Origin of the sequence: Mycobacterium sp., from assembly GCF_035314665.1 — a bacterium.
Taxonomy (GTDB): domain Bacteria; phylum Actinomycetota; class Actinomycetes; order Mycobacteriales; family Mycobacteriaceae; genus Mycobacterium.
Genome location: NZ_DATFZD010000078.1, coordinates 1 through 24,844 on the forward strand (window position 1 = coordinate 1; position 24,844 = coordinate 24,844).

The following is a 24,844-nucleotide window of genomic DNA, read 5'->3' on the forward strand; positions in this document are numbered from 1 at the left end:
TTGCCACCGTGCCCTGGACCACCGATCGGCTACTCAACGCGCTCACCCGCGACACCGAGACCACCAAGTGGCGAGACCCGACCGGCACCGTCGCCGTCGTCGAGGTCGTGCTACATGAGGATTGGGTCGGCCACCGGGCCACGGATTTGGAGACGGCCACCGGCGCTCGGGCGGCGTTCCTGATCCGGTTCGGTACCGGCATACTTCCGGAACCGAAAACCGTCATCCAAGCCGGCGATCAGGTGTATCTCGCCGCCATATCCGGCCGCGTGGCAGAGGCCATGGCCATCGCCGCGTTGCCGCCTACCGAGGACCTCTAGCCAATGAAGCGCGCCGACGACGATGCAGAGCGCAGCGATGAGGAGGAGCGGCGCCAATGAAGGTTGCTATTGCCGGAGCCGGCGCGGTGGGCCGCTCGGTCGCCCGCGAACTGCTGGAAAATGGTCACGACGTCTCGCTGATCGAGCGCAACCCCGCGCACATCGACGTCGATGCCATCAAGGCCGCGAACTGGCGGCTCGGCGACGCCTGCGAGATGAGCATGCTGCAGTCGATACGCCTAGAAGAATTCGACGTCGCGGTGGCGGCCACCGGCGACGACAAGGCGAACGTGGTGTTCAGCTTGCTGGCCAAGACCGAGTTCGCGGTGCCCCGGGTGGTGGCCCGGGTCAACGATCCCCGCAACGAATGGCTGTTCACCGACGCCTGGGGCGTCGACTGGGCGGTGTCCACCCCGCGGATGTTGGCGTCCTTGATCGAGGAGGCCGTCGCGGTCGGAGACCTGGTGCGGCTGATGGAGTTCCGAAGTGGTCAGGCCAACTTGGTCGAGATCACGCTGCCCGACGACACGCCGTGGGGCGGCAAGCCGGTGCGGAAGTTGCAGCTACCCCGGGACGCCGCGCTGGTGACGATCCTGCGGGGGCCCAGGGTGATCGTGCCGCAAGACGACGAGCCGCTGGAAGGCGGCGACGAGTTGCTGTTTGTGGCCGTCACCGAGGCGGAGGAGGAACTGCGTCAGCTGTTGCTGCCGCTGCACTGACGGTCGTCGTCTCCAGAGCGCGCTGCGCCACCCTGATCGCCAGGTAAGTCACCAATGCCGCCGCAGCGGTCAGCGGCCAGCCCATCGAAATCCGCGCCACCACGAGCCAACCAGTGTGGTCGGATTGATAGAGCAAGTGCTGCACCACGAAGCGGGCGCCGAAGACCACCACCCAGGTAAGCGTGGCGATATCGAAGGCATAGACCGCGCGGCGCACGTCACGCCAGGCACGACCGTGGCCGCCCAGCCAGCTCCAGATGTAGCCGACAACCGGGCGCCGGATCAGGATTGACACCCCGAATACCGCCGCCCACAACAACGACGTCCAGATACCCAGCAGAAAATAGCCCTTGGACTCCCCCAGCAGATAGGCGATCAGTGCGCAGACAGCGACGCCGATGAGTCCGGACACCGCCGGCTGCGTGGACTCGCGCCGAATCAGCCGCCACAGCAGGATGAGGGTCGCGATGCCGAGGGCCGCACCGACTGCCGCCGACAAACCCAGCAGCCTCGAGGTGCCAACGAAGACCAGAACCGGCAGCGAGGAGTAGATCATCCCCGACACGCCACCCAGCTGCGCCATCACCCGCTCGGCCGGAGTCACAGACGGAGCGTCGATCTCGGCGGCCGGAGTCATATCGCTGGCTTCTTCCGTGGCACCGTTCACTAGGCGTTCACCGCTGAATTTCGTAGTGCGGGTTGTAAATCGCCTTGCCGCCGTTCTCCAGGGTGCCGAGCCGGCCGTGCACTCGTAGCGTGCGGCCCGAGTCGATTCCGGGAATCCGCCGTTGCCCCAACCACACCAGCGTCACGGTGTCGGTGCCGTCGAAAAGCTCGGCGCGAACGCCGTCGGCGCAACCCTTGGCATTCGTTTCCACGCAGCGCAGCGTTCCGACCATGGTGACCTCCTGCCCGCGCTCACAGTCGATGGCGCGCTGCGCGCCCGTGTTGACCGCCTCGTCGGACAACTTCTCCGCGTCGCGCTGCTCGGGGTCCTCCGTCAGCCGGCGAGTCAGCCGGCGCAGATAACTTTCCGTCGCCATGGCCTCTCCTGACCGTCCTGTAGAAGCTAATCCTCCCACGCCAACGGACACCGTAGACCGGTTAGTTCCCGGCCGCTACGAGGTCCTGCAGTACCTTTCGTGAATACCCAGAACCGATCCGGGCAAATATCGCGGAGCAATATTTAGGTGTGGCTATCGACCTGGACGGGGTGACGACCGTCTTGCTGCCGGGAACCGGGTCCGACGACGACTACATCACCCGAGCATTCTCACGGCCGCTAAGCGACGCCGGCGCGCGGGTCCTGGCGCCGCGGCCACAGCCAAATCACTTGATCGACAGCTACCTGACCGCCTTGGACGACGCCGCGAGCCGCGGTCCGATCGCCGTCGGCGGTGTTTCGATCGGCGCGGCGGTGGCCGCTGTTTGGGCTCTCGAGCATCCCGACCGAGCGGTGGCCGTGTTGGCCGCGCTGCCGCCCTGGACCGGTCCGCCCGGCGACGCTCCGGCCGCCATCGCGGCACGCCACTCTGCGCAGCAACTGCGCCACGACGGTCTGGCCGCAACGACCATGCAGATGCGGGCGTCTAGCCCGCCGTGGCTGGCCGACGAGCTGACCCGGTCATGGCGCAGCCAGTGGCCGCATCTACCCGATGCGATGGAAGAAGCGGCAACCTATGTCGCGCCCACCCGCGCGCAGCTACAACGGCTGTCGGTGCCGATGGGCGTCGCCGCGGCCACAGACGACCCGATTCATCCCCTCGAAATCGGGCTGGAGTGGGCCGCCGCCGCACCGCACGCAGTGTTGCGCACGGTGACGCTGGATCAGATCGGCGCCGATCCCGCCGCACTTGGCGCCGCCTGTTTGGCAGCGCTGGAAGCCGCGCACGCCTAATTGCCCGCTTCCTCCTCGGGCCGTACCGGCCCGCATCGTCAGCTGGGCGGGCCTAATTGCCCGCTTCCTCCTCGGGCCGTACCGGCCCGCATCGTCAGCTGGGCTAGCCGCCGCTGTTGCTGCGCAACTGCTGCATCGCCGATCCGGAGGCGCTGCGGCGTTCGGTCGGCTCGGATGGCTCGCCTTCCGCGTCGACGTCAGGGTCCGGCGGCGCAACCGGCTGTCCGCCCGGCGCGCCCTGCGCGGCCGCCGCCTCTCGCAGCTGCGACGCCATCGGTTCGGGAAGTTCCACGGGCAATGGCGTGCGAACCGGTAACGGAGTATCGCCACGGCGAACGACTGTGTCCACCAACGCTTCCCGTGCCTCATCGGTCAACGCATCGATGCTCTCGGCCGAGCTGTTCACGACGCAACGGATCATCCAGCGGTAGCCGTCGACCCCGATGAACCGCACCACGCCGGTCGCGGTGCCGACCACCTCTCGGCCCCAGCGACCATCCTGGATGCTCACCGCGGCCCCGTCGTTGCGCAGCGAGTCGGCCAGCTCACCGGCCACCTCACGCCACAAACCGCCGGTCTTGGGCGCCGCGTAAGCAGCGACGGTGAAACGACCGTTGGGCGTAACCACCCAAACCGCGCTCGGGATGCCGGTCTCGGTCAGCTCGACTTGCAGCTGGGCCGACGCGGGCATCGGCAGCAGCACCGAACCCAGGTCGAGGCGGCCCGCCGCGGCGGCCGTCGCGTCGTCGAAATCCTCGATGTCGAACGGGCCCTCCATGTCGTCGGCCATCGCGTTCGGGGCCGGCTCTTCCGGTTTCCTGCGTGCGGGTGCTTCTGGAGCGTCCTTGGCTCCCGACTCGTCGGCCGGCTCGTCTTTGGGTTTGCGTCTACCGAAAGCCATTACAGGCGCCGCCCCTTCTCATCGCTCACAGACTCGAGTGTCCGCCAGAGGAGCCGTGGCCACCGTCGCCTCGGGAAGTGTCGGCCAGCCCTGCCTCATCGAACGACGACACCTCGACCAGTTCAACCAACTCAACGCGCTGCACCAACAATTGGGCGATACGGTCGCCGCGATGCACAACGATCGGCGTCGCGGGGTCGAGATTGATCAGGGACACCTTGATCTCGCCGCGGTAGCCGGCATCGATGGTGCCCGGGCTGTTGACGATCGAAAGCCCTGCCCGCGCAGCCAATCCAGATCGCGGGTGCACCAAACCGACCATTCCGAACGGAATGGCGACCGCGATCCCGGTCCGCACCAGCGCACGATGTCCGGGTGCCAGCTCGACGTCTTCGGCGCTGAACAGATCGACGCCGGCGTCACCGTCGTGGGCTCGGGTGGGCAGCGGAAGTTCGGGGTCAAGGCGAACAATCGCCAGACTGGTCGACACGGGGCCACAGACTACCCTTGACCGCGTGTCAGGTACGCGAGTCGCGCCGCAAACCGTGCGGTATCGCGAGCGCTTGTGGGTGCCGTGGTGGTGGTGGCCACTGGGTTTCGCACCGGCGGTGGTGATCGCTCTGGAAGTCAACCAGGGCGTGCCGAGCATTCCGCGCTGGCTGCCGTTCGCGTTGTTGTTCGTGGTTGCCACCGGGGCGCTGCTGTGGCTGGGCCGCATCGAGATCCGGGTCACCGCCGGTGACGGCGGAGTCGAATTGTGGGCCGGCGAGGCGCATCTGCCGGTCACCGTGGTCGCCCGATGCGCAGAGATCCCCCGGTCGGCCAAATCCGCGGCGCTGGGACGTCAACTCGACCCTGCGGCCTACGTGGTGCACCGAGGCTGGGTCGGCCCGATGGTGCTGCTCGTTTTGGACGACGTCGATGACCCGACGCCATATTGGCTGGTGAGCTGCCGTCACCCGGAGCGGGTGCTGTCGGCATTGCGCAGCTGACCGATCAGGCCGCGCAGTCGGTACAGATCATCACGCCGTTTTTCTCGCTGGCCAGCCGACTGCGGTGTTGCACCAGAAAGCAGCTCGAGCAGGTGAACTCGTCGGCCTGCTTGGGAATGACGCGGACGGAAAGCTCTTCACCGGACAGGTCGGCACCGGGCAGCTCGAAAGATTCGGCGGACTCTGATTCGTCGACGTCAACCACCGCCGATGCCGCTTCGTTCCGCCGTGCTTTGAGTTCCTCTAGGGAATCCTCGGAAACGTCGTCGGTTTCGGTGCGCCGTGGGGCGTCGTAATCGGTAGCCATCATCGTGTCCCCTCGTAACCTCAAGCAAAGCTTTGTACCAGCGTCGAACGCATCCACCAAACGATTCGTGCCCGTCTACCCAGGTATTCAAGTGTGATTTACGTCACACTGCGGGTTTGACCCCGCTAGCTCGCCCTAAACATCGCGTTTAGAGTGCGTACGTGGTCGCGCAAATCACTGAGGGTACTGCTTTCGACAAGCACGGCCGACCGTTTCGCCGCCGCAACGCCCGGCCCGCGATCGTCCTGCTGGTCGTGCTGCTGGTGGCCTCCGCGGTGGTGTGGACAATCGCCCTGACCCGTCCGCCCGAGGTCCATGAGGCCGCAGCGTGCAACCCGCCGCCGCCGCAGGCCGATCCAGCGCAGCCGCACCTGGGCACGCCGGTGTCGCGCAGCACGATGATCAATGTCGCGCCCGCCAAACTCGCCGATGCCAAGATCCGCGTCCTGAACGCCAGCGGGCGGGGCGGTCAGGCCGCTGAGATCGCCGGGGCACTGAAAGACCTGGGTTTCGCGCAGCCGACCGCCGCCAACGATCCGATTTATGCCCACGCCAGGCTGAACTGTCAGGGCCAGATCCGCTTCGGCGATGCCGGCCAGGCCGGGGCGGCCGCGGTGTGGCTGGTAGTCCCGTGCGCCGAGCTATACCACGATGACCGCACCGACGATTCCGTCGACATGGTCCTCGGCACCGAGTTCAGTTCGCTGGTTCACAGCGACGACATCGACGCCGTGCTCGCCGGCCTGCGCCCAGGCGCTGAGCCGGCCGACTCCGCGCTGCTGTTGAAGATCCACACGGGCACCTGCTGACCGCCGGGCCGCTGGACCGATCACCCCGGGATCGGCGCCAGGCCGTCGAATCGTTCCAGGGCGGCGAGTAATTGGTCGGCGATTCCGGGCGCCGCGGCGACGACCAGAGCAGCGGTACTGTCCGGATCGCCGGGCTCGGGCAACACCACCCGGGCGCCCGCCTCGGCAGCGATCAGTGCCCCGGCCGCAGAGTCCCAGACATGCAGGCCGTGCTCGTAGTAGGCGTCCAGCCTGCCCGCCGCAACCATGCACAAATCCATTGCGGCAGAGCCGATCCGACGCACATCGCGGACCACTGGCAGGATCTTGGCCACCAGTGCCGCCTGAACGCTGCGGCGTCGCGTGGAGTATGCGAAGCCGGTGCCCACCAACGCCATCGACAAATCGTCGACCGCGGTGCACCGCAGCGGATGGGTGCCTTCGTCGTCGATGACGTGTGCGCCCAGCCCGGCCGCGGCCGAGTACACCCGCCCGCCCATCACGTCGGCGACCGCGCCCGCCACCGAGACACCGTCGACCTGGGCTGCCACCGACACCGAATAGGCCGGAATCCCGTAGACGAAGTTCACCGTGCCATCGATCGGGTCAAGCACCCAGGTGACGGCGCCGGCTGCGCTGGCCGCCGGATCGGCAGGTCCGCCGATTTCTTCGCCCAGCACCGGGTCGCCGGATCGCAACTGCGCCAACCGATCCCGCAATAGCCGTTCGGTCTCGGTGTCGACGACGGTCACCGGGTCGGTCGGGGTCGTCTTTGTTCGCACCGCAGCGTTGCCCTCGGTGGGCGCGTCGGGGCCGAACACCTCGCCTCGACGACGCCGGACGAACGCGGCCGCTTCGCCGGCCAACGTCTCGGCCACCCAACGCAGGTGCGCCGGTTCGTTCTCTAGCCTGCTCACCGGTCCATCGCATCACAGCCGCCGCGGTACCATCCGGCGGGCAGTTGGGAAACGACCGCGGAACAGGCCAGCCAACCGCTCAGCTACCGATTAGGGTGTGGGCGAACAGCCAAGTCTCGCCGAGGAGATTCGATGACCGCTACCGACTCGACTAGCGACGCCCCCGGGAAAGATGTGTCCGGCACACCGCCGCGTCGGGGCTTCGGCGTCGATGTTGGCGGCAGCGGGATCAAGGGCGGACTCGTCGACCTGGACACCGGGCAGCTCGTCGGTGACCGGTTCAAGTTGTTGACACCCCAGCCGGCCACGCCGGCCGCCGTCGCGAAGACGATCGCCGCGGTGGTGAACGAGTTCGACTGGTCGGGCCCGCTCGGGGTGACCTACCCGGGTGTCGTGACCGAAGGGACTGTCCGGACCGCGGCCAACGTCGACAAATCCTGGATCGGAACCAACGCCCAAGACATCATCAGCTCGCAATTGAACGGCCAGCAGATCGTGGTCCTCAACGACGCCGACGCGGCCGGACTGGCAGAAGAGCGCTACGGGGCGGGCAAAGACTCCACCGGCGTCGTGGTCCTGCTCACATTCGGGACCGGAATTGGGTCGGCGGTCATTCACAACGGGATCTTGCTGCCCAACACCGAGTTCGGACACCTCGAGGTCGATGGCAAGGAAGCCGAGCACCTGGCCGCGTCGTCGGTCAAGGACAACGAGGGCCTGAGCTACGAAAAGTGGGCCAAGCGGGTGACGAAGGTGCTGGTTGCTATCGAGAACGTCATGTGGCCGCAACTGTTCATCGCCGGCGGCGGGATCAGTCGCAAGGCCGACAAGTGGGTGCCGCTGCTGGAAAACCGCACTCCGGTGGTTCCCGCCGCCCTGCAGAACACCGCGGGAATCGTCGGCGCGGCGATGGCGGCGACCAGCGACGTGACGCACTGAAATTGCGCGCTGCGGCGGGGGTATTGCCGAGCTGTCGTTACAATGGTCTCCGGCAGCCGCCCGACCGAGAGCGGCGAATATCCACCCTGATACTCGACGCCGACATCTGACATAGCCGATATTTCCGGTTGAGCGTGCCCTAGAGCACCGGAAGTGAGTCCTACCGAAGGGGTTTACGTGGCAGCGACCAAAGCACGACCGGCAACCGAGGAGCCGGTGAAGCGCACCGCCGCCAAATCCCCCGCCCCCGCCGGGGCAAAAGGATCGACGGCCAAGTCTGCCAACGGCGCGGCCCCCACCCGACGGGCGACCAAGACCGCAGCAAAGGCCCCGCCGAAGACGGCCACGCGCGCCGCTAAGGCCCCGGCGAAGTCCGCGAAAGCCACCACCGACGCCGCAGCCAAGACGCGCACCGCGACCAAGAGCGCTGCCGCCAAGGCGGAGCCTGGCCGCGGCCGGGCAAAGAAAGCAACGTCGATCGATGCTCCCAATGACGTGGAGGTCGTGACGGATGAGCTCGAGGTCGAGGAAATCGATGAGCTCGACGGTGAACCGGACATCGAAGCCGAGGCCGTCGAAGAGATCGACCTCGAGACCGAAGACCTCGTCCTCGAGGACCTCGAGGACGAGGTGCCCGACGGTGACGATACCGAAGCCGAAGCCGACGAGGCCGAAACCGGGGAAGGCGCCGAAGCCGGCGCGAAGAAAAAAGTAGCCAACGCGGAGGTGGCGGACGAAGAGGAGATCGTCGAGCCGAGCGAAAAAGACAAAGCTTCAGGCGATTTCGTCTGGGACGAAGACGAGTCCGAGGCGTTGCGCCAAGCTCGCAAGGACGCCGAACTCACTGCATCGGCGGACTCGGTTCGCGCCTACCTCAAGCAAATCGGCAAGGTGGCCCTGCTCAACGCCGAAGAAGAGGTCGAGCTGGCCAAGCGGATCGAGGCAGGCCTCTACGCCACCCAGCTGATGGTCGAGCTGAGCGATCGCGGCGAGAAGTTACCTGCCGCCCAGCGCCGTGACATGGCGTGGATCTGCCGCGACGGCGACCGCGCGAAAAACCACCTGCTGGAAGCGAACCTGCGGCTTGTCGTGTCGCTGGCCAAGCGCTACACCGGCCGCGGCATGGCGTTTCTCGACCTGATCCAGGAAGGCAACCTGGGCCTGATCCGCGCGGTCGAGAAGTTCGACTACACCAAGGGTTACAAGTTCTCCACCTATGCGACCTGGTGGATCCGCCAGGCGATCACCCGCGCCATGGCCGACCAGGCCCGCACGATCCGCATCCCGGTGCACATGGTCGAGGTGATCAACAAGCTGGGCCGCATTCAGCGTGAGCTGCTGCAGGATCTGGGCCGCGAGCCCACGCCTGAAGAGCTGGCCAAGGAAATGGACATCACCCCGGAGAAGGTGCTCGAGATCCAGCAGTACGCCCGCGAGCCGATCTCGCTGGATCAGACCATCGGCGATGAGGGCGACAGCCAGCTCGGCGACTTTATCGAGGACAGCGAAGCGGTGGTGGCCGTCGACGCCGTGTCGTTCACTTTGCTGCAAGACCAGCTGCAGTCGGTGCTGGAGACACTCTCGGAGCGCGAGGCCGGTGTGGTGCGGCTGCGCTTCGGCCTGACCGACGGCCAGCCCCGCACGCTCGACGAGATCGGCCAGGTGTACGGCGTCACCCGCGAACGCATCCGCCAGATCGAGTCGAAGACGATGTCGAAGTTGCGCCACCCCAGCCGTTCGCAGGTCCTGCGCGACTACCTGGACTGACCGACACCCCGATCCATCGTTCTGACCGACGTCAACCACTGTCTACGGGTCGCCCCTTCCCGGGCAGCAGTGCTGGCGCGGTCATGACGGAAGACTCCTTTCGCAGCTCCCCAGCCGTGACCTGCGCCGGGCATGCCGAGACTCCGGCACTCCCCTCATCAAATCCACTACGCTGATGTCGTCGCCCTTTCGGGTTGGGCGCTGCGTTAATTGGAAGGTCGCCACAAATGGGCACGCTCTCGTTGACCAGACTGCTTGCCGCAGTTGGTGCTCCGGCATTGTTGTTGACCCCTGGGGTCGGCGTCGCCTCCGCAGATCCCGATTTGAGTCCGGTCATCAACACCACGTGCAATTACTCGCAGGTGGTATCGGCGCTGAATGCCCAATCGCCGCCAGCTGCCGCAGCACTGTCGGGGTCGCCGACGGCCCAGGCCGTGTTGCGTGGATTCCTCGCATCCTCGCCGGATCAGCGCCAGCAGATAGTCGAGGAGCTGGAGAGCAAGCCACAATCTCAGCCGTACTTTCAGCAGTACGTCGGAGCTGTCCTGCAAGTTGCCAACACCTGCAACAACTTCTGAGGACCGTCGTCCGGCAAACTTGCCCAGGGGTGGTCAAATCCCGAGACGGAGGCTTTTGGCGAAGTACCGCAGCGCCGTCGTATCCGACGATCCGGAGCAGATCGGGGAAACAGCCGGAACGCTCTACAGCGAAATGTCTTCCGACGTAAACATGTTCGCCACTCAGACGTTATTTGGCTGCTTCCGCCCCGCGGTGTTGGCGAGCTTGCAGCAGGCCACGAAACGCTGGCCCCCACCTACGACGACATCAACGCGGCGGCGGGCCCGAACGGGAACAGTTTCAGCGACGTGGCGGGTCTGCTGGCGCAGGCTAAGCCGCAAGAGAAGGCTTACGTCGATGCTGGGTGGCTTTGGCGTGAAGATTCGACGCTACGCGCGTCGGGCCCGAATTGGCGATTCTTTGCCCAAGTTGGATGAATGTGCGCCATTCATGCAAACACCGGAGAATAATTCAACGCGCAAGGTCAGAGCCGTTTCTGGCTCCGACACTGTTCTCGGGGGCTGGCGGAGGTGTCCGATCAAACCAGCAGAAGCTGCCCGTCGCAATCAAATTGCCGGCGCCCGTCGGCGCCATTCGGGCCAATCCCTATCAAAGGACAAGTGTCCCAACAGAATGCGAGCAAATGCCATGAAAATGACAGCAATTCAGGCGATGTCGATGGTATCGGCAGTCGCGATGATCGGATTCCCCGCAACCGCGTACGCCGGCGGCCCGCCAAACCCCGCACCATCACCCTCGCCGTCGCCCGCGCCGGCGCAGAATTACCAATTCCAGAACTCCGCGGGAAACGTGTCTTGCAACCTGAGCAGCGGCGGCGCGGCCTGCGAGATCGGCAACCGCGCCTACACGATCTCCACGCCGCCACCGCCGTGCGCCCAGCACTCCGCGTGGGGTGACCGCTTCGGGCTCACCAGCAGCGGCGTCACGATGGACTGTCATAACGACACCCTGCACGTGCAGGGCGAGCAGGTGCTCGCCGACGGGCAGACGCTGTCTTCTGGCACCTTCAGCTGCACCGCCGAGCCCTCGGCGATGAAGTGCACCGACTCGAGCAGCGGCCACTTCTTCTACATGTCGCCTGGCTCCTACCAGATCGGCTGACGGTCCGCGCGACAGGAAATTCGGCTGCGCAGCCGATGCCGCTGACCTAACTTGGCCGGATGTCGGTCAACCGCATCCTTATCTCGTCCGGATCCGATTTCGAGTCGACCGTCGGCTATTCCCGCGCGGTCCGGGTCGGTCCACACATCGCCGTAGCCGGGACAACCGGCCCGGGACCGGCTGATGACATCGGCGCCCAGACTCGAGAAGCGTTGCGCCGCGTCGAGATCGCTCTCAATCAAGCAGGAGCGCTGCTCAGCGATGTGGTCCGCACCCGCATCTACGTGACCGACATATCCCGTTGACGTGAGGTCGCGGCAGTCCACCGCGAGGTCTTCGGGGAGATCCGGCCCGCGGCCACCATGGTCGAGGTCGCCGCGCTGATAGCGCCGGAGTTGTTGGTGGAGATCGAAGCGGACGCCTACTCGGCGGCCGATTCACCGACTGGCGGGAATATGCCGTCAGCGCCCGGGCGGTAGCTGGTGACCTTGATCACAGCAGTAACCGGCAGCGCCCCATACAAATGCGGGAACAGCATCGATTCCGGATCCGTTGCCACCCCCGATTCCCAACGGATGGGTGCCGCCAAACGGGCCGGATCAACGTGCAGCAAGACCAGGTCGTCACGACCGCGGTAAAGGCGGTTGGCAGGCAGATGTACCTGCTCGGGCGTCGAAAAGTGGACGAATCCGGCGCTGCGCAGCGACTCGGGCCGCAGTTCGGCTTGGGTCCTGGCGGACGACCACTCCTCGGAGGAAATCAGGTGCAGCAGCACCGCCGGAGGGTGGCCCATACCGCCATCCTGCCCCATGCGCCAAGCGCACAGGCGTGAGAAACGACACAGCGGGTAAACGCGTGGTGGAGACGGCCAAAAGCGTTGACATCTGAGACAGTGGATTACGGCCAGAAGGAGTAGCCATGAACGCGACGTTGACCACTCCAGAGTTAACCAGAGCTGATCGGTGCGATCGGTGCGGCGCTGCCGCCCGCGTACGCGCCAAGCTGACTTCAGGCGCGGAGCTTCTCTTCTGCCAGCACCACGCCAACGAGCACGAGGCGAAGTTGATCGATCAGTCGGCCGTGCTGGAGTCCAGCGCAGTCCCGCTGGACTCTTAACACACGACTCGCCACCTGCAATCCTGGCGCCAGCGACGATCGTCAGGAATCCTGAACGGGTTATGAGCGACCGCATCGTGAAGCCGTCGCGCCGTCACATCTGGCGCATCACTCGGCGGGCGCTAACGAAGAGTTGGGACGACTCGATCTTCTCGGAGTCCGCGCAGGCCGCGTTCTGGTCGGCGCTGTCGCTGCCGCCGCTGCTGTTAGGAATGCTGGGCAGCCTGGCTTACGTGGCTCCGCTATTCGGACCGGACACCATGGCGGTGATCGAACATCATTTGGTGTCGATGTCGAACAAGGTGTTCTCCGCGAGCGTGGTCCACGAAATCATCGAGCCGACCATCGCCGACATCGACCGGGGTGCCCGCGGCGAAGTGGTGTCCCTGGGCTTTTTGATTTCACTGTGGGCAGGATCCTCGGCGATTTCCGCGTTTGTCGATTCGGTGGTCGAAGCCCACGACCAGACTCCGCTGCGCCATCCGGTACGCCAGCGGCTGTTCGCGCTGATGTTGTACGTGGTGATGCTGCTCTTTTTGATCGTCACCGCGCCGCTGATGGTGCGCGGCCCGCGCAAGATCGCCGAGCTCATACCCGACGGCCTGCAGGATGTGCTGGCCTACGGCTATTACCCGGCGTTGCTCACCGGCCTGATCGTCACCGTGGTCATTCTGTATCGCGTGGCGTTACCCGAACCGCTGCCGTCGCACCGGCTGATCTTCGGTGCCGCACTGGCCAGCGTGGTCTTCGTGATCGCGACGCTGGGCCTGCGGATCTACCTGAGGTACATCACCGGCACCGGCTACACCTACGGCGCACTCGCCACACCGATCGCGTTTCTTCTGTTCGCTTTTTTCGCGGGCTTCGCCATCATGCTGGGCGCGGAGTTCAATGCCGCCATCCAGGAGGAGTGGCCGGCCCCGCGCACCCATGCCCATCGGCTGCGGCGGTGGCTGGTAGCACGCACCAAGGCTGACGACGCCGACGACTCCGAGGGCGGAGCGGACGCATCGCGCTACGCCGGCGCCGACCCGGTCAGCTCTTCTTGAGCGTCTCGTAAATCCGCTTGCAGTCCGGGCAGACCGGTGAGCCCGGCTTGGCCGCCTTCGTCACCGGGAACACCTCGCCGCACAGCGCCACGACGTGCGTACCGATCACGGCACTCTCAGCGATCTTGTCCTTCTTCACGTAGTGGAAGTACTTAGGGGTATCGCTGTCGGTCCCGTCGTCGACGCGTTCGTCGGTCTCGGTGCGTTCGATCGTCTGGGTTTGCATGTCACATATTGTGCCGGAACCACCTTCGACGGCGTCGCAGAAGTGTGGAACAGTAGAGAAATGAAGCGCGGCCCTGAGCTGGGTTTCGACGACGACGGTCGGCCGGTACTGATCACGGCGGCCGCGCCCTCCTATGAGGTGCAGCACCGCCAGCGGGTGCGGAAATACCTGACGCTGATGGCCTTCCGAATTCCGGCGCTAATACTGGCCGCATTCGCATATGGCATGTGGCACAACGGTCTGATCTCGCTGCTGATCATCGCCGCCTCTGTCCCGCTGCCGTGGATGGCGGTGCTGATCGCCAACGATCGACCGCCGCTCCGCGCCGACGAACCCCGGCGATTCGACGCGGTCACGCGGCGCACCCCACTTTTCCCCACCGCCGAACGCCCGGCCCTCGAGCGCTACAGTCGCCCAGCGCCGCAACCCGAATCGCCGCCCGCCGAAGTTGACGGTTCCGAATAACCCGCTGCCGCACCCGCTTCTCAGCACATTCTCAGTCCGCGTGGACATTCGCGCACGTCAACGGGTGTGAGATGGCGGCTCCGTGGGAACTCCTGACCCAAGTACGTCGTTGTACTCCATGACAGCTCACGCCTATCAGGAGGCCGCCATGGCAAATGCCACCACAAGCCGGGTTGACAGCGATCTGGATGCTCAGAGCCCAGCCGCGGACCTGGTGCGCGTCTATCTGAACGGGATCGGCAAAACGGCATTGCTCAATGCAGCCGACGAGGTCGAGCTCGCCAAGCGCATCGAGGCCGGCCTGTACGCCCAGCATCTGCTCGAGACCCGCAAGCGCCTCGGCGAGAACCGCAAACGCGACCTGGCGGCTGTGGTCCGCGACGGCCAAGCGGCGCGAGGCCACCTGCTGGAGGCGAACCTGCGGTTGGTGGTGTCGTTGGCAAAGCGCTACACCGGCCGGGGTATGCCGCTGCTGGACCTCATCCAGGAAGGCAACCTGGGTCTGATCCGCGCGATGGAAAAGTTCGACTACACAAAGGGATTCAAGTTCTCGACCTACGCGACCTGGTGGATCCGGCAGGCTATCACCCGGGGTATGGCCGACCAGAGCCGCACCATCCGGCTGCCGGTTCACTTGGTTGAGCAGGTGAACAAGCTGGCGCGAATCAAGCGCGAGATGCATCAGAACCTCGGCCGTGAAGCCACTGACGAGGAGCTCGCCGCCGAGTCGGGCATTCCGGTCGAGAAGATCAACGACCTGCTCGAGCACAGCCGCGACCCGGTGAGCCTCGACATGCCGGTCGGATCCGAAGAAGAGGCGCCGCTGGGTGACTTCATCGAGGACGCCGAAGCGATGTCCGCCGAGAACGCGGTGATCGCCGAACTGCTGCACACCGACATCCGCACGGTGTTGGCCACTCTCGACGAGCGCGAGCATCAGGTGATCCGGTTGCGCTTCGGGCTCGACGATGGACAGCCCCGCACGCTTGACCAGATCGGCAAGCTGTTCGGCCTGTCCCGCGAGCGGGTTCGCCAAATCGAGCGCGAGGTTATGCAGAAGCTCCGCAACGGTGATCGGGCCGACCGACTGCGGTCCTACGCCAGCTAACGGCCCAGATCAACACGGATCGGTATGCCCGTCGCGCGAGCGGCGGGCATACTGCGTGCTGGAGTGTTAGCGGACCATTCACGCAGCTGGACAAGTAGACTCAGCGGCAATGGAGGGTGCGGAATGAACGACCTGGTTGATACCACCGAGATGTACCTGCGGACCATTTACGACCTCGAGGAAGAGGGCGTCACTCCGCTGCGTGCCCGGATCGCCGAACGGCTTGACCAGAGCGGGCCCACGGTCAGCCAGACCGTATCGCGCATGGAGCGCGACGGGCTGCTGCACGTTGCCGGCGACCGCCATCTCGAGCTGACCGACAAGGGCCGCGCTTTGGCCATCTCGGTGATGCGCAAGCACCGGCTCGCTGAGCGGCTGCTGGTCGATGTCATCGGATTGCCGTGGGAAGAAGTGCACGCCGAGGCTTGCCGGTGGGAGCACGTGATGAGCGAAGATGTCGAGCGTCGGTTGGTGCAAGTCCTCAACAACCCGACGACTTCGCCATTCGGCAACCCGATTCCGGGGCTGTTGGATTTGGGTGTCGGGCCCGGATTCGGCGACGAGGAGCCAAATCTGGTGCGGTTGACGGAGTTGCCGGCCGGATCACCCGTCGCAGTGGTCGTTCGTCAGCTCGCCGAACACGTGCAGGGCGACATCGACTTGATCACCCGTCTCAAGGACGCCGGCGTCGTTCCGAACGCCCGGGTCACCGTCGAAACCAACCCGGCAGGCGGCGTGACGATCGTGATACCGGGTCACGAGAACGTGAGCCTGCCGCATGAGATGGCTCACGCCGTCAAGGTCGAAAAAGTCTAGCGCCGGCGACGATGCGGGCCGGAACGGCCCGAGGAGGAGCGGCGCCATCGGTTTAGGCCCCGGGTCTCAGACGGCTCGTCGGCGGAATGCCCGACGAGGCGGCAGGCGCACGCCGAGCCGCTCGGCCAGCCGGTAACCGGTAAGAGCCAGTTCGCGGATGTGCTCAGGCCGTAGGCCCGACTGCAGCGCCGTGTCGAGCATGGCGGCCATCCGGTGGCCGGGTTGGCAGCGCAGCGCGGCCTCCAGCGACACCCCCGCCAATGGGCCGTCGCCGCGGACGTAGGCGCTGAACGCGACCAGCACCAGCGCCTCCACCCGCCACGGCGTGGGCAGGCTGCGCGACAGCAGCGCCCACAACGACTCGGCCTCCCCCGCACTCTGCCCGACCGCCAGGGCGTACAGCGTGTCACGCACCTCCACATCGCCCAGCGCGCAGGCCAGGCCGGCCAGTTCCGCATCGGAGAGCTGTTCTCCCTCGCCAACTCGCGCGGCGGCGGCCATGGCGGCCTCGACGTCGCGGCGGACGCAGGCAGCAGGATCGGCACGATGGGCGGCGTCGCGCGAGGCGGCATGGTCGTCGATCAGGCCGGCCAGCACCGCGCTTGCGGCCCGCTCATCGACCGCGATGACCGCCTGCAGGTCGGCGCGGCGCGCATACAGCCGACGGCCGTCGAATACCGCCGCCACCGCCAGCGGCGACGCGGACGGGTCGTCGATGACGCCGCCCGCACCGCAGCCATCCACGCAGTGCCAGCGGCCCCCGGCGGCCACCCGGTCCACCACGTGTGCGGCCCACACCACGATGTCGCGCTGCGACAGCTCTTCGGTGAGCGTCGCGCACAGGTCGCGGTAATCCTCGTTGCACATCGGGCAGCCGGCGCCGTCGGCGTCGACGATGACCGCGATGGCAGCCTCGGGGCCGGCGGCCGAGGCGACCTCCGCCAGCGGCCCGATCCGGTCAGCCAGCGCCTCGGAGAGGTCGACCCGCATTACCGACCCCAGTTCGCCGTCGTCGATCGATATCAGCACCAGCGATTTCTCCGGCACGAAGCCCAGCACGGCCGGGAGCGCGGCGATCACCGCGCCGGGGCGATTCAGTTCGAAGTCAGGTCGCTGTTTGGTCATGGCGCCCACGCTGGCAATCAGCACCGTCAACCGACGGCGGAGCGGACGGGTCCGCGCGTGCGCTGTGGACAAACTCAAATCTGGGGACAACTCGTGAACGAATTGTTCACATGTATGTCGCCTGGCTCGGCGTGCGCACTGCCCGGAACCGGCGTAGATGTTTTCCTCATGGGTTCGCAGCTGGAATACGACATGGTCGTCATCGGGTCGGGTCCCGGTGGCCAGAAGGCCGCCATCGCGGCGGCCAAGCTGGGCAAATCGGTCGCGGTCGTCGAGCAGCGGCAGATGCTGGGCGGGGTCTGCGTCAACACCGGCACTATCCCGTCGAAGACGTTGCGCGAGGCGGTCCTCTACCTGACCGGGATGAACCAACGCGAGCTCTACGGCGCGAGCTATCGGGTCAAGGACAAGATCACACCGGCCGACCTGCTGTCGCGAACCAGCCACGTCATCGGCAAACAAGCGGAAACGGTGCGCAACCAGCTGATGCGTAACCGGGTCGATCTCATTCCCGGACAGGGCCGGTTCCGCGATGAGCACACCGTGCTGGTCGAAGACCATTCCCGCGGTGAACGCAGCACGGTCACCGGCGAATACATCGTCATCGCGACCGGCACCAAACCGGCCCGCCCCGAGGGAGTGGAATTCGACGAGCAGCGCGTCTTGGACTCCGACGGCATCCTCGACCTCAAATCGATCCCGGCCTCGATGGTGGTGGTCGGCGCAGGCGTGATCGGCGTCGAGTACGCGTCGATGTTCGCCGCGCTGGGCACCAAGGTCACCATCGTTGAGAAGCGGCAGGACATGCTGGACTTCTGCGATCCCGAGATCATCGAGGCGTTGCGTTTCCACCTGCGCGACCTCGCGGTCACCTTCCGATTCGGCGAAGAGGTCACCACCGTCCAGGTCGGCGCGCAAGGTACCGTCACCAACCTTGCCAGCGGCAAGAAGATCCCGGCCGAGACGGTGATGTATTCGGCCGGACGCCAGGGCCAAACCGAGCACCTCGACCTCGAGAACGCGGGCCTCGAAGCCGACAACCGCGGCCGGATTTTCGTCGACGGGGACTTCCGGACCAAGGTCGACCACATCTACGCCGTCGGCGACGTCATCGGCTTCCCCGCACTGGCCTCGACCTCGATGGACCAGGGCCGGGTGGCCGCGTGCCACGCGCTTGGCGAACCAGTGCACGGCCTGACCGCGCTGCAGCCGATCGGCATCTACTCGATCCCGGAGATCTCCTACGTCGGCGCCACCGAGGTGCAGCTCACCAAGGACGCAGTGCCCTATGAGGTGGGTGTTTCCCGCTATCGCGAACTGGCCCGCGGCCAGATCGCCGGCGACTCCTACGGCATGCTCAAGCTGCTGGTCTCCACCGACGACCTGAAGCTGCTCGGGGTGCATATTTTCGGCAGCAACGCCACCGAGATGGTGCACATCGGCCAGGCCGTGATGGGTTGTCAGGGCACCGTCGAATACCTGGTCGACGCGGTGTTCAACTATCCGACGTTCTCCGAGGCCTACAAGGTCGCCGCGCTGGACGTGATGAACAAGGTGCGCGCACTCAGCCAGTTCGACTGCTGAAGCCTCAACACTGGTCGTCTAAGCCAGCCGGCGGCACATCGCCCGGACCCGCGGCTTCGGCACGCGCCAAAAGGTCGGTGACGTGCTGGTCGAACGGCGACGTGAAGGACAGATTGTCTGCGCAGCCGCCGCCGTGCAGGCCGCCGATCACCCCGGTGACTGTCGAGCCGCTGATCCAGGGCGCGCCGCTGGTGCCGTCGGCCAGGCCCGCGCACGGCAGCTCCGGATAGCCGTCGCCGCTCATTCCGGTGCTGACCTGGCAGCCGACGGGCATGCCGCCGACGCCGGCAGGGTAGGCGACCACGTTGACCCGGCTGCCTTTCGCCGGTGCAGGACCGAGCGAGAACGCCGAACCGGCCACTGCTTCGACCGATGTGCCATCGGCGCGGCTGACCCGAGCGATCGCATAGTCGGCCCGCGGATCCTTTGCGGCTACCCACCGCGGATCCAGGTACACCGTGTCGAGCGTCCAGAAATCGCCCGACGCGGCCTGACCGGCGAAACCCAGAACAAAGGTCGCCCGGCCACCGGCCAGGCAATGCGCGGCGGTCAGCACCAGATCGCCTGCCGCCGAGTGCAACACCGAGCCGGTGCACGCGTGCAGGTCGACGCCGCCGAGGAAAATCGCGCCCACCCGCGGATCGGGATTCACCGGCGCGGCGACGACCTGGTTGGCGGGGCTGACGACGTGGTCCGCGGCTTGCGGGGGTTTGCTGGTGACCGGTGCAGCAGGTGGCTGGTGCCCGCAGCCCACCAGTAACGAGCCCAGGCCGACGGTTGAGCCAACCGCTGCTGCCAGAATGCGCATCGCTGTCGATCATGCCCGATCAGACGACGCGGAGCTGCGCGCTCGCGCCAAATTCGGCGCTCCGCGAAACGGGTAACCGGGTGGAATGCGGTCGGAAGCGCCCGCGTTTTGCAACACAAAGGCAGGCGGTCTGGCAGCCGGGTTGGTATCCGCGGGCAGCCGAATGAGAGACACTATCTGACACGGTGCGGCACACCGCGCCGTGCGAGGAGGCAACAGCGATGGGCGACACACCCGATAGGGAGCAGCCCTACCAGCCCGAGCAGTACGGCATGTACGAGCTCGAGTTCCCGGCGCCCCAGTTGTCGTCGTCGGATGGCCGTGGCCCGGTCTTGGTGCACGCTTTGGAAGGCTTTTCCGACGCCGGTCATGCGATCCGGCTGGCCGCCGGCCACCTCAAGGACACGTTGGACACCGAACTGGTGGCCTCGTTCGCGATCGACGACCTGCTCGACTATCGGTCGCGCCGGCCACTGATGACGTTCAAGACCGACCACTTCACCCACTACGACGACCCAGAGCTCAGCCTCTACGCCATGCATGACAGTGTCGGCACGCCGTTTTTACTGCTGGCCGGCATGGAGCCGGACTTGAGGTGGGAGCGGTTCATCACCGCGGTGCGGTTGTTGGCGGAGCGTCTGGGTGTGCGACAGACCATCGGCCTCGGCACGATCCCGATGGCCGTTCCGCACACGCGGCCGGTGACGTTGACGGCTCACTCCAACAACCGCGAGCTGATCGCCGACTTCACGCCGTGGATCTCCGAGGTCCAGGTGCCCGGCAGCGCATCGAACCTGCTGGAATACCGGATGGCTCAGCACGGTCACGAGGTGGTCGGCTTCACCGTGCATGTCCCGCACTACCTGGCGCAGACGGACTATCCGGCCGCGGCCCAGGCATTGCTGGAGCAGGTCGCCAAAACCGGTTCGCTGCAGCTGCCGTTGCGAGCGTTGGAAGAGGCGGCGGTCGAGATCGCGGCCAAGGTCGACGAGCAGGTTGAGGCCAGCTCGGAGGTCGCTCAAGTGGTGGCTGCGCTGGAGCGACAGTACGATGCCTTCATTGCCGCTCAGGAGAACAGGTCGCTGCTGACGCGGGATGAGGATCTGCCTAGCGGCGACGAACTCGGCGCGGAGTTCGAGCGATTCCTCGCACAGCAGGCCGAGAAGAAGTTCGACGACGACGATCCGACCTGAGCGCCCCTCCCGGGCCCGACAGCGAGGTTGGCGACATGGCCCAGCGGAAGCCCAATCTGCGCTCGGTGCGAGAGGTCACGCCACAACTGCAATTCCGGACGGTCCACGGGTATCGCCGCGCGTTCCGGACCGCCGGTACGGGTCCGGTGATCCTGTTGATCCATGGGATCGGAGACAACTCCACGACTTGGGAGACGGTTCAAGCCAAGCTCGCGCAGCGGTTCACGGTCATCGCCGTCGACCTGCTGGGCCACGGGCAGTCGGACAAGCCACGCGCGGACTACTCAATCGCGGCGTACGCCAACGGAATGCGCGATCTGCTTTCCGTCCTCGACATCGAGCGGGTCACCGTCGTCGGTCACTCACTTGGTGGCGGGGTGGCGATGCAGTTCGCCTACCAATTCCCGCAACTGGTAGAACGGCTGGTCCTGGTCGGGGCCGGCGGCGTCACCAAGGACGTCAATGTTGTGCTGCGGCTGGCTTCATTGCCGATGGGCGCCGAGGCGCTGGCGTTGCTGCGGCTGCCGTTGGTGCTGCCGACTTTGCAGGTTCTCGGCCGCGCGGCGGGCATGTTGCTGGGATCAACCGGACTGGGCCACGACCTGCCGGACGTGCTGCGGGTGCTGGCCGACCTGCCGGAGCCGATGGCCTCGGCGGCGTTCACCCGGACACTGCGGGCGGTCGTCGACTGGCGCGGCCAGAGTGTCACCATGCTGGATCGATGTTATTTGACTCAGTCCGTTCCGGTGCAAATCATTTGGGGCACAGACGATGTGGTGGTGCCTGTCAGTCATGCCCGGATGGCGCACGCCGCGATGCCGGGTTCCCAATTGGAGATTTTCGAGCACTCCGGGCATTTCCCGTTCCACGACGATCCCGACCGCTTCATCGAGGTCGTCCAGCGCTTCATCGACACCACCGAACCCGCCGAGTACGACCAGGCCGCCCTGCGCGAGCTGCTCCGCAGCGGAGGCGGCGCGCAAACCGTCTCGGGATCGGTGGACACCCGGGCAGCCGTGTTGGAGGCCATGGGTTCCGACGAGCGCAGCGCCACCTGACCCGGCCCTTAACGGCTTTTAAAGCAAGGCCGTATGGTCGGGCCCATGGGCTTCGATGTCACGGTGTTGCGGGTGTTCACCGACTCGGCGGGAGATTTCGGCAATCCGCTGGGCGTCGTCGACGCCAGCACCGTCGACATCCAGTGGCATCAGCGCATAGCGACTCAATTGGGCTACAGCGAAACGGTTTTCGTTGATTTGCCGAGCGCTGGATCCACCACTGCGCACGCTCGTATCTACACCCCACTCACCGAACTGCCGTTTGCCGGGCACCCGACGGTCGGGGCCTCCTGGTGGTTACGTGCCCGGGGTACACCGATCCGCACCCTTCAGGTGCCCGCCGGCATTGTGCTGGTGAGCTACGACGACGACGTGACGACGATCAGCGCCCGCGCGGAATGGGCCCCCGCGTTTGCCATTCACGATCTCGAATCGCTCGACGAGCTCGCGGCCGCCGACCCCGCCGACTTTCCCGACGATGTGTCGCACTACCTGTGGGCATGGAGCGACGAGTCGACCGGAGCGCTGCGCTCGCGGCTGTTCGCCGCCAATCTGGGTGTGACCGAAGATGAAGCGACGGGCTCTGCGGCCGTGCGAATGACCGAATATCTCAGCCGCGACTTGAGCATCACGCAGGGCAAGGGATCGGTGATCCACACCACTTGGAGCCCGCACGGCTGGGTCCAGGTGGCCGGTCGGGTCGTCGACGACGGCGTCACGCACTTCGTCTGAATCGTCCCGCGTGGTGTTATAGCGCCAGCTGGGCGACGCGGATCAGCAGCTGACCGTCGAGCCCGGCGGCGCGGTGGACGCCGATCTCCGCTACTTCCGGAGACGTCACTATCGCGGCAAATGCTGCGGCTGTAGGGTATTCGACCAGCACGCAGGTGTCCCACAGATCCGCGACATCGCCGATCACCAACGACGCGATGTCACCGCCGAACAACACCTTTCCGCCTCCCGCGTCGATGACTTTTTGCATCGGCCCGGCGTACAGATCGTAGGCTTGGCGCCCGGTCAGCTCAGTGGGGCGCCCGTCGGCATAGACCGCCTTCGCCCGGAACTTGAGCAGGTTGAGCATCACAACGGGACGGCCGGAGTCGTCCGCCATCAATGCTTCGACGCCGGAATGTGTTGGGTAGAGCGCATTTTCGACCTCCACGTTGTCGTCTCCTCACTTTGGAGCTCTGGGGCTCAGTTTTTGCGATGCAACAGCGCGGCGAGGTGGCCTTGCAGCGGTTGTCCAACCGCACCCATCTGCAGCGAATACGACAGCTCGTCGCCGGCGACTCGGAACCGGCGGCCAAGCGCAGTCACCTCTTTGGCGGTTGGGGTCATACCGATCGTCGAGGCGGTCATGTCGAGCTCGATCGTCGTGCCGTCGGCAGTGTAGGTACCCACCTCGATTTCGGTGATGCCGCTCGGGTGTGCGAGCACCAGTTCAACGTGACCGGGTCGCGGTACGCGAAGATATCCCGTCTCGGCATGCAGCGGCTTCCCGTCCGTCGCGGCACTGGTTTTTTGCCCATAGACCAAAAACGGCTTGCCCACATGAGAAAACGCGACTTCCTCGAGATAGTCGAACGGCTCGATTGTCGGGTACTTGCCAGAACCACGTCCTTGCCATATGCCGAGCAACGGAGCGAGCGCTTGCAGTTCGGGATGCAGGTCAGGCGCCATCCGGCCAGCTTAGTCCGGTGACGATGCGGGCCAGAATGCCCGTTGAGGAGCCGCACCGACGCGTCAGGCAGTGTGTACGTCCGACGTCCGGACATGCTCCGGACGGAAGCCCCGACCGACAATGATCGGCGGAATGGACTGCAGCGGACCGAACCCGACGAACTTCGGGATCTGGATGGGCGACAGGTCACCGGTCAAATTTGGCTGGATCGCTCTGTCCTGGATGAACACTTGGCCGGCCTGGATGATCCGCGCCGATATCTCGCGCCGGCGCTGCACCTTAGCGAGGTCGGCATTTGTCAACCGACCTTCGCGCAGCGGAGCACAGAGGATGTTGGCCGCGGCCACCGCGTCAGCGACCGCGAGGTTGATACCGACGCCACCGGCCGGCGACATGGCGTGCGCGGCATCGCCAATGCACAACAGGCCCGTACGCCACCATGTCTTGAGCCGATCCACCCGCACATCGAGTTGGCTGGTGTCATCCCAGGAGTGCAAATCATCAACGTGTTCGCGCAACTTCGGCTGCGCAGACACCAGCCGCTCTTTGAACGCCTCCAGCGAGCCGTCTCGCGGATTCTGTCCCTTCGGCATTACATGCGCGACCTGCCAATAGTCACCCCGGTAGATCATGGCCATCATCAGGCCCTTACGGATTATTCCGTAGAGCTCTTGAGGGTCGCCCGGACGCCACTTCAGTCGGAACCACAAGACGTCTATCGGGGAGGCCGCGCTGGCGATCTCCAGACCCGCCGCTGCCCGTACCGCCGATGCGCGCCCGTCGGCGCCCACCACCAGCTCGGCACGGACCTCCAGCTCCGGCGTGCGCACGCCGACGACACGATCGCCGTCGTAGATCAAGTCCTTGACCTCCGCGTTGCGGATCAAGGTGAATTCCGGGTAGGCACTTGCCTTTTCAGCGAGGAAGTCCAGGAAGTCCCATTGCGGCATCAACGCGATGTAGGGCTGTTTGAAGCCGAGCCATTTAAGCGCGCTGAAGTTACCGAGAGTGCGAAGGGAGCCGTCGGTGTCAAAAGCGACTCGGGTGATTTTGGTGTGCGGTAAACGCAGGAACTCATCGATGAATCCCAGCTCGTCCATGATCCGCAAGGTGGTCGGATGCACAGTGTCGCCGCGGAAGTCGCGCAAAAAGTCATTGTGCTTTTCCAGGACAACGACCTGGATTCCGGCGCGGGCCAGCAGTAGAGCGTGAACCAGGCCCGCGGGACCTCCGCCGGTAACACAGACCTGGGTTCGCAGAACTCGGGTCACAAGCGCCGCTCCTCAGCATCGCTTCGCTCTGCATCGTCGCCGGCGCGGGTCACAAGCGCCGCTCCTCAGCATCGCTTCGCTCTGCATCATCGCCGGCGCGGGTCACAAGCGCCGCTC

31 protein-coding genes and 1 pseudogene are annotated in these 24,844 nt (G+C 65.7%); 19 read left to right on the plus strand and 13 right to left on the minus strand.

Annotation, left to right across the window (positions count from 1 at the left end; genetic code table 11):
• Both VKI00_RS05835 and VKI00_RS05840 read left to right on the plus strand, forming a co-directional pair.
• A partial coding sequence (locus VKI00_RS05835) for a TrkA C-terminal domain-containing protein (protein WP_324436062.1) occupies window positions 1-320 on the plus strand: 320 nt, incomplete at its 5' end.
• A 56-nt stretch (window positions 321-376) separates the two neighbouring features.
• Entirely contained in the window at window positions 377-1,039 is a 663-nt protein-coding gene (locus VKI00_RS05840; RefSeq protein ID WP_324436063.1) for a TrkA family potassium uptake protein, read from the plus strand.
• Here VKI00_RS05840 and VKI00_RS05845 read toward each other — a convergent pair.
• Both VKI00_RS05845 and VKI00_RS05850 read right to left on the minus strand, forming a co-directional pair.
• Window positions 990-1,658: a DUF3159 domain-containing protein gene (locus VKI00_RS05845; protein WP_414687127.1), complete on the minus strand. Its 669-nt coding sequence runs from the start codon at window positions 1,656-1,658 to the stop codon at window positions 990-992. The two genes, VKI00_RS05840 and VKI00_RS05845, sit on opposite strands and share 50 nt — an antisense overlap.
• Before the next feature lie 55 nt (window positions 1,659-1,713).
• A complete protein-coding gene (locus tag VKI00_RS05850) occupies window positions 1,714-2,082 on the minus strand; it encodes an OB-fold nucleic acid binding domain-containing protein (RefSeq protein WP_324436064.1) in 369 nt (122 codons plus the stop codon).
• A 149-nt stretch (window positions 2,083-2,231) separates the two neighbouring features.
• On the opposite strand from VKI00_RS05850, the gene VKI00_RS05855 reads away from it, so the two are divergent.
• Window positions 2,232-2,936, plus strand: a complete 705-nt coding sequence (locus VKI00_RS05855; protein ID WP_324436065.1) for an alpha/beta hydrolase — start codon at window positions 2,232-2,234, stop codon at window positions 2,934-2,936.
• Window positions 2,937-3,039: 103 nt separating this feature from the next.
• Here the strand turns inward: VKI00_RS05855 and VKI00_RS05860 are convergent, their stop codons facing one another.
• Together VKI00_RS05860 and dut are read right to left on the minus strand one after the other, a co-directional pair.
• The gene (locus VKI00_RS05860) at window positions 3,040-3,837 is read right to left on the minus strand and encodes a DUF3710 domain-containing protein (protein ID WP_324436066.1); all 798 of its coding nucleotides are present in this window, start codon (window positions 3,835-3,837) and stop codon (window positions 3,040-3,042) included.
• A gap of 25 nt (window positions 3,838-3,862) precedes the next feature.
• Window positions 3,863-4,327 (minus strand): dUTP diphosphatase, encoded by a 465-nt coding sequence (gene dut / locus VKI00_RS05865; protein WP_324436067.1) that lies wholly within the window; start codon window positions 4,325-4,327, stop codon window positions 3,863-3,865.
• A 25-nt stretch (window positions 4,328-4,352) separates the two neighbouring features.
• On the opposite strand from dut, the gene VKI00_RS05870 reads away from it, so the two are divergent.
• Entirely contained in the window at window positions 4,353-4,829 is a 477-nt protein-coding gene (locus VKI00_RS05870) for a DUF3093 domain-containing protein (RefSeq protein WP_324436068.1), read from the plus strand.
• A gap of 4 nt (window positions 4,830-4,833) precedes the next feature.
• Here the strand turns inward: VKI00_RS05870 and VKI00_RS05875 are convergent, their stop codons facing one another.
• The gene (locus VKI00_RS05875) at window positions 4,834-5,136 is read right to left on the minus strand and encodes a DUF4193 domain-containing protein (RefSeq protein ID WP_069396609.1); all 303 of its coding nucleotides are present in this window, start codon (window positions 5,134-5,136) and stop codon (window positions 4,834-4,836) included.
• A gap of 161 nt (window positions 5,137-5,297) precedes the next feature.
• Here VKI00_RS05875 and cei point away from each other — a divergent pair, with 161 nt between their 5' ends.
• Window positions 5,298-5,945 (plus strand): envelope integrity protein Cei, encoded by a 648-nt coding sequence (cei, locus tag VKI00_RS05880; RefSeq protein WP_324436069.1) that lies wholly within the window; start codon window positions 5,298-5,300, stop codon window positions 5,943-5,945.
• Window positions 5,946-5,965: 20 nt separating this feature from the next.
• Here the strand turns inward: cei and VKI00_RS05885 are convergent, their stop codons facing one another.
• Window positions 5,966-6,841, minus strand: coding sequence for an inositol monophosphatase family protein (locus tag VKI00_RS05885; RefSeq protein WP_324436070.1), 876 nt, complete (start codon window positions 6,839-6,841; stop codon window positions 5,966-5,968).
• 132 nt (window positions 6,842-6,973) lie between these two features.
• Between VKI00_RS05885 and ppgK the strand changes: the two genes are divergently transcribed.
• The 5 genes and pseudogenes from ppgK (at window position 6,974) to VKI00_RS05910 (ending at window position 11,706) form a co-directional block, all read left to right on the plus strand.
• The gene (gene ppgK / locus VKI00_RS05890) at window positions 6,974-7,780 is read left to right on the plus strand and encodes a polyphosphate--glucose phosphotransferase (RefSeq protein WP_324436071.1); all 807 of its coding nucleotides are present in this window, start codon (window positions 6,974-6,976) and stop codon (window positions 7,778-7,780) included.
• Window positions 7,781-7,957: 177 nt separating this feature from the next.
• On the plus strand, window positions 7,958-9,547 hold the full coding sequence (locus VKI00_RS05895; protein WP_324436090.1) for an RNA polymerase sigma factor: 1,590 nt from the start codon (window positions 7,958-7,960) through the stop codon (window positions 9,545-9,547).
• 227 nt (window positions 9,548-9,774) lie between these two features.
• Complete coding sequence (locus VKI00_RS05900) at window positions 9,775-10,125, plus strand: hemophore-related protein (RefSeq protein ID WP_324436072.1); 351 nt, start codon at window positions 9,775-9,777, stop codon at window positions 10,123-10,125.
• 628 nt (window positions 10,126-10,753) lie between these two features.
• Window positions 10,754-11,227 carry a DUF6636 domain-containing protein gene (locus tag VKI00_RS05905; protein ID WP_324436073.1) on the plus strand — a complete coding sequence of 158 codons (474 nt, stop codon included), beginning with the start codon at window positions 10,754-10,756 and terminating at the stop codon, window positions 11,225-11,227.
• A 59-nt stretch (window positions 11,228-11,286) separates the two neighbouring features.
• A pseudogene (locus VKI00_RS05910) lies at window positions 11,287-11,706 on the plus strand (RidA family protein).
• Here VKI00_RS05910 and VKI00_RS05915 read toward each other — a convergent pair.
• Window positions 11,649-12,020, minus strand: coding sequence for a DUF952 domain-containing protein (locus VKI00_RS05915; RefSeq protein ID WP_324436074.1), 372 nt, complete (start codon window positions 12,018-12,020; stop codon window positions 11,649-11,651). The pseudogene VKI00_RS05910 and the gene VKI00_RS05915 sit on opposite strands and share 58 nt — an antisense overlap.
• 125 nt (window positions 12,021-12,145) lie before the next feature.
• Between VKI00_RS05915 and VKI00_RS05920 the strand changes: the two genes are divergently transcribed.
• Complete coding sequence (locus VKI00_RS05920; RefSeq protein ID WP_324436075.1) at window positions 12,146-12,343, plus strand: DUF7455 domain-containing protein; 198 nt, start codon at window positions 12,146-12,148, stop codon at window positions 12,341-12,343.
• A 62-nt stretch (window positions 12,344-12,405) separates the two neighbouring features.
• Window positions 12,406-13,392 carry a YihY/virulence factor BrkB family protein gene (locus VKI00_RS05925; RefSeq protein WP_324436076.1) on the plus strand — a complete coding sequence of 329 codons (987 nt, stop codon included), beginning with the start codon at window positions 12,406-12,408 and terminating at the stop codon, window positions 13,390-13,392.
• Here the strand turns inward: VKI00_RS05925 and VKI00_RS05930 are convergent.
• Entirely contained in the window at window positions 13,379-13,618 is a 240-nt protein-coding gene (locus VKI00_RS05930; RefSeq protein WP_324436077.1) for a DUF3039 domain-containing protein, read from the minus strand. The genes VKI00_RS05925 and VKI00_RS05930 overlap by 14 nt on opposite strands.
• A gap of 42 nt (window positions 13,619-13,660) precedes the next feature.
• On the opposite strand from VKI00_RS05930, the gene VKI00_RS05935 reads away from it, so the two are divergent.
• From VKI00_RS05935 to VKI00_RS05945, 3 genes are all read left to right on the plus strand, one after another.
• Window positions 13,661-14,083 (plus strand): DUF3099 domain-containing protein, encoded by a 423-nt coding sequence (locus tag VKI00_RS05935; RefSeq protein WP_324436091.1) that lies wholly within the window; start codon window positions 13,661-13,663, stop codon window positions 14,081-14,083.
• 118 nt (window positions 14,084-14,201) lie between these two features.
• Window positions 14,202-15,191 (plus strand): sigma-70 family RNA polymerase sigma factor SigB, encoded by a 990-nt coding sequence (gene sigB, locus VKI00_RS05940; RefSeq protein WP_414687126.1) that lies wholly within the window; start codon window positions 14,202-14,204, stop codon window positions 15,189-15,191.
• Between the two features lie 123 nt (window positions 15,192-15,314).
• Entirely contained in the window at window positions 15,315-16,007 is a 693-nt protein-coding gene (locus VKI00_RS05945) for a metal-dependent transcriptional regulator (protein ID WP_324436079.1), read from the plus strand.
• Between the two features lie 66 nt (window positions 16,008-16,073).
• On the opposite strand, the gene VKI00_RS05950 is transcribed toward VKI00_RS05945, so the two are convergent.
• The gene (locus tag VKI00_RS05950) at window positions 16,074-17,132 is read right to left on the minus strand and encodes a DUF4192 domain-containing protein (RefSeq protein ID WP_324436080.1); all 1,059 of its coding nucleotides are present in this window, start codon (window positions 17,130-17,132) and stop codon (window positions 16,074-16,076) included.
• Between the two features lie 168 nt (window positions 17,133-17,300).
• Between VKI00_RS05950 and sthA the strand changes: the two genes are divergently transcribed.
• Window positions 17,301-18,716 carry a Si-specific NAD(P)(+) transhydrogenase gene (gene sthA / locus VKI00_RS05955; RefSeq protein ID WP_324436081.1) on the plus strand — a complete coding sequence of 472 codons (1,416 nt, stop codon included), beginning with the start codon at window positions 17,301-17,303 and terminating at the stop codon, window positions 18,714-18,716.
• Window positions 18,717-18,720: 4 nt separating this feature from the next.
• Here sthA and VKI00_RS05960 read toward each other — a convergent pair whose 3' ends face one another.
• Window positions 18,721-19,524, minus strand: coding sequence for a trypsin-like serine peptidase (locus VKI00_RS05960; protein WP_324436082.1), 804 nt, complete (start codon window positions 19,522-19,524; stop codon window positions 18,721-18,723).
• Window positions 19,525-19,745: 221 nt separating this feature from the next.
• On the opposite strand from VKI00_RS05960, the gene VKI00_RS05965 reads away from it, so the two are divergent.
• Genes VKI00_RS05965 through VKI00_RS05975 form a run of 3 tightly spaced genes read left to right on the plus strand, consistent with a single transcriptional unit; the run spans window position 19,746 to window position 22,507 of the window.
• Window positions 19,746-20,717, plus strand: coding sequence for a PAC2 family protein (locus VKI00_RS05965; RefSeq protein WP_324436083.1), 972 nt, complete (start codon window positions 19,746-19,748; stop codon window positions 20,715-20,717).
• A gap of 35 nt (window positions 20,718-20,752) precedes the next feature.
• Window positions 20,753-21,775 (plus strand): alpha/beta hydrolase, encoded by a 1,023-nt coding sequence (locus VKI00_RS05970; RefSeq protein ID WP_324436084.1) that lies wholly within the window; start codon window positions 20,753-20,755, stop codon window positions 21,773-21,775.
• 45 nt (window positions 21,776-21,820) lie between these two features.
• Entirely contained in the window at window positions 21,821-22,507 is a 687-nt protein-coding gene (locus tag VKI00_RS05975; protein ID WP_324436085.1) for a PhzF family phenazine biosynthesis protein, read from the plus strand.
• 16 nt (window positions 22,508-22,523) lie between these two features.
• Here VKI00_RS05975 and VKI00_RS05980 read toward each other — a convergent pair whose 3' ends face one another.
• From VKI00_RS05980 to VKI00_RS05990, 3 genes are all read right to left on the minus strand, one after another.
• Window positions 22,524-22,937: a DUF1330 domain-containing protein gene (locus tag VKI00_RS05980; protein WP_324436086.1), complete on the minus strand. Its 414-nt coding sequence runs from the start codon at window positions 22,935-22,937 to the stop codon at window positions 22,524-22,526.
• Window positions 22,938-22,969: 32 nt separating this feature from the next.
• Window positions 22,970-23,455, minus strand: a complete 486-nt coding sequence (locus VKI00_RS05985; RefSeq protein ID WP_324436087.1) for a peroxynitrite isomerase — start codon at window positions 23,453-23,455, stop codon at window positions 22,970-22,972.
• Window positions 23,456-23,518: 63 nt separating this feature from the next.
• On the minus strand, window positions 23,519-24,727 hold the full coding sequence (locus tag VKI00_RS05990) for an FAD-dependent oxidoreductase (RefSeq protein WP_324436088.1): 1,209 nt from the start codon (window positions 24,725-24,727) through the stop codon (window positions 23,519-23,521).
• Between the last annotated feature and the right edge of the window lie 117 nt (window positions 24,728-24,844).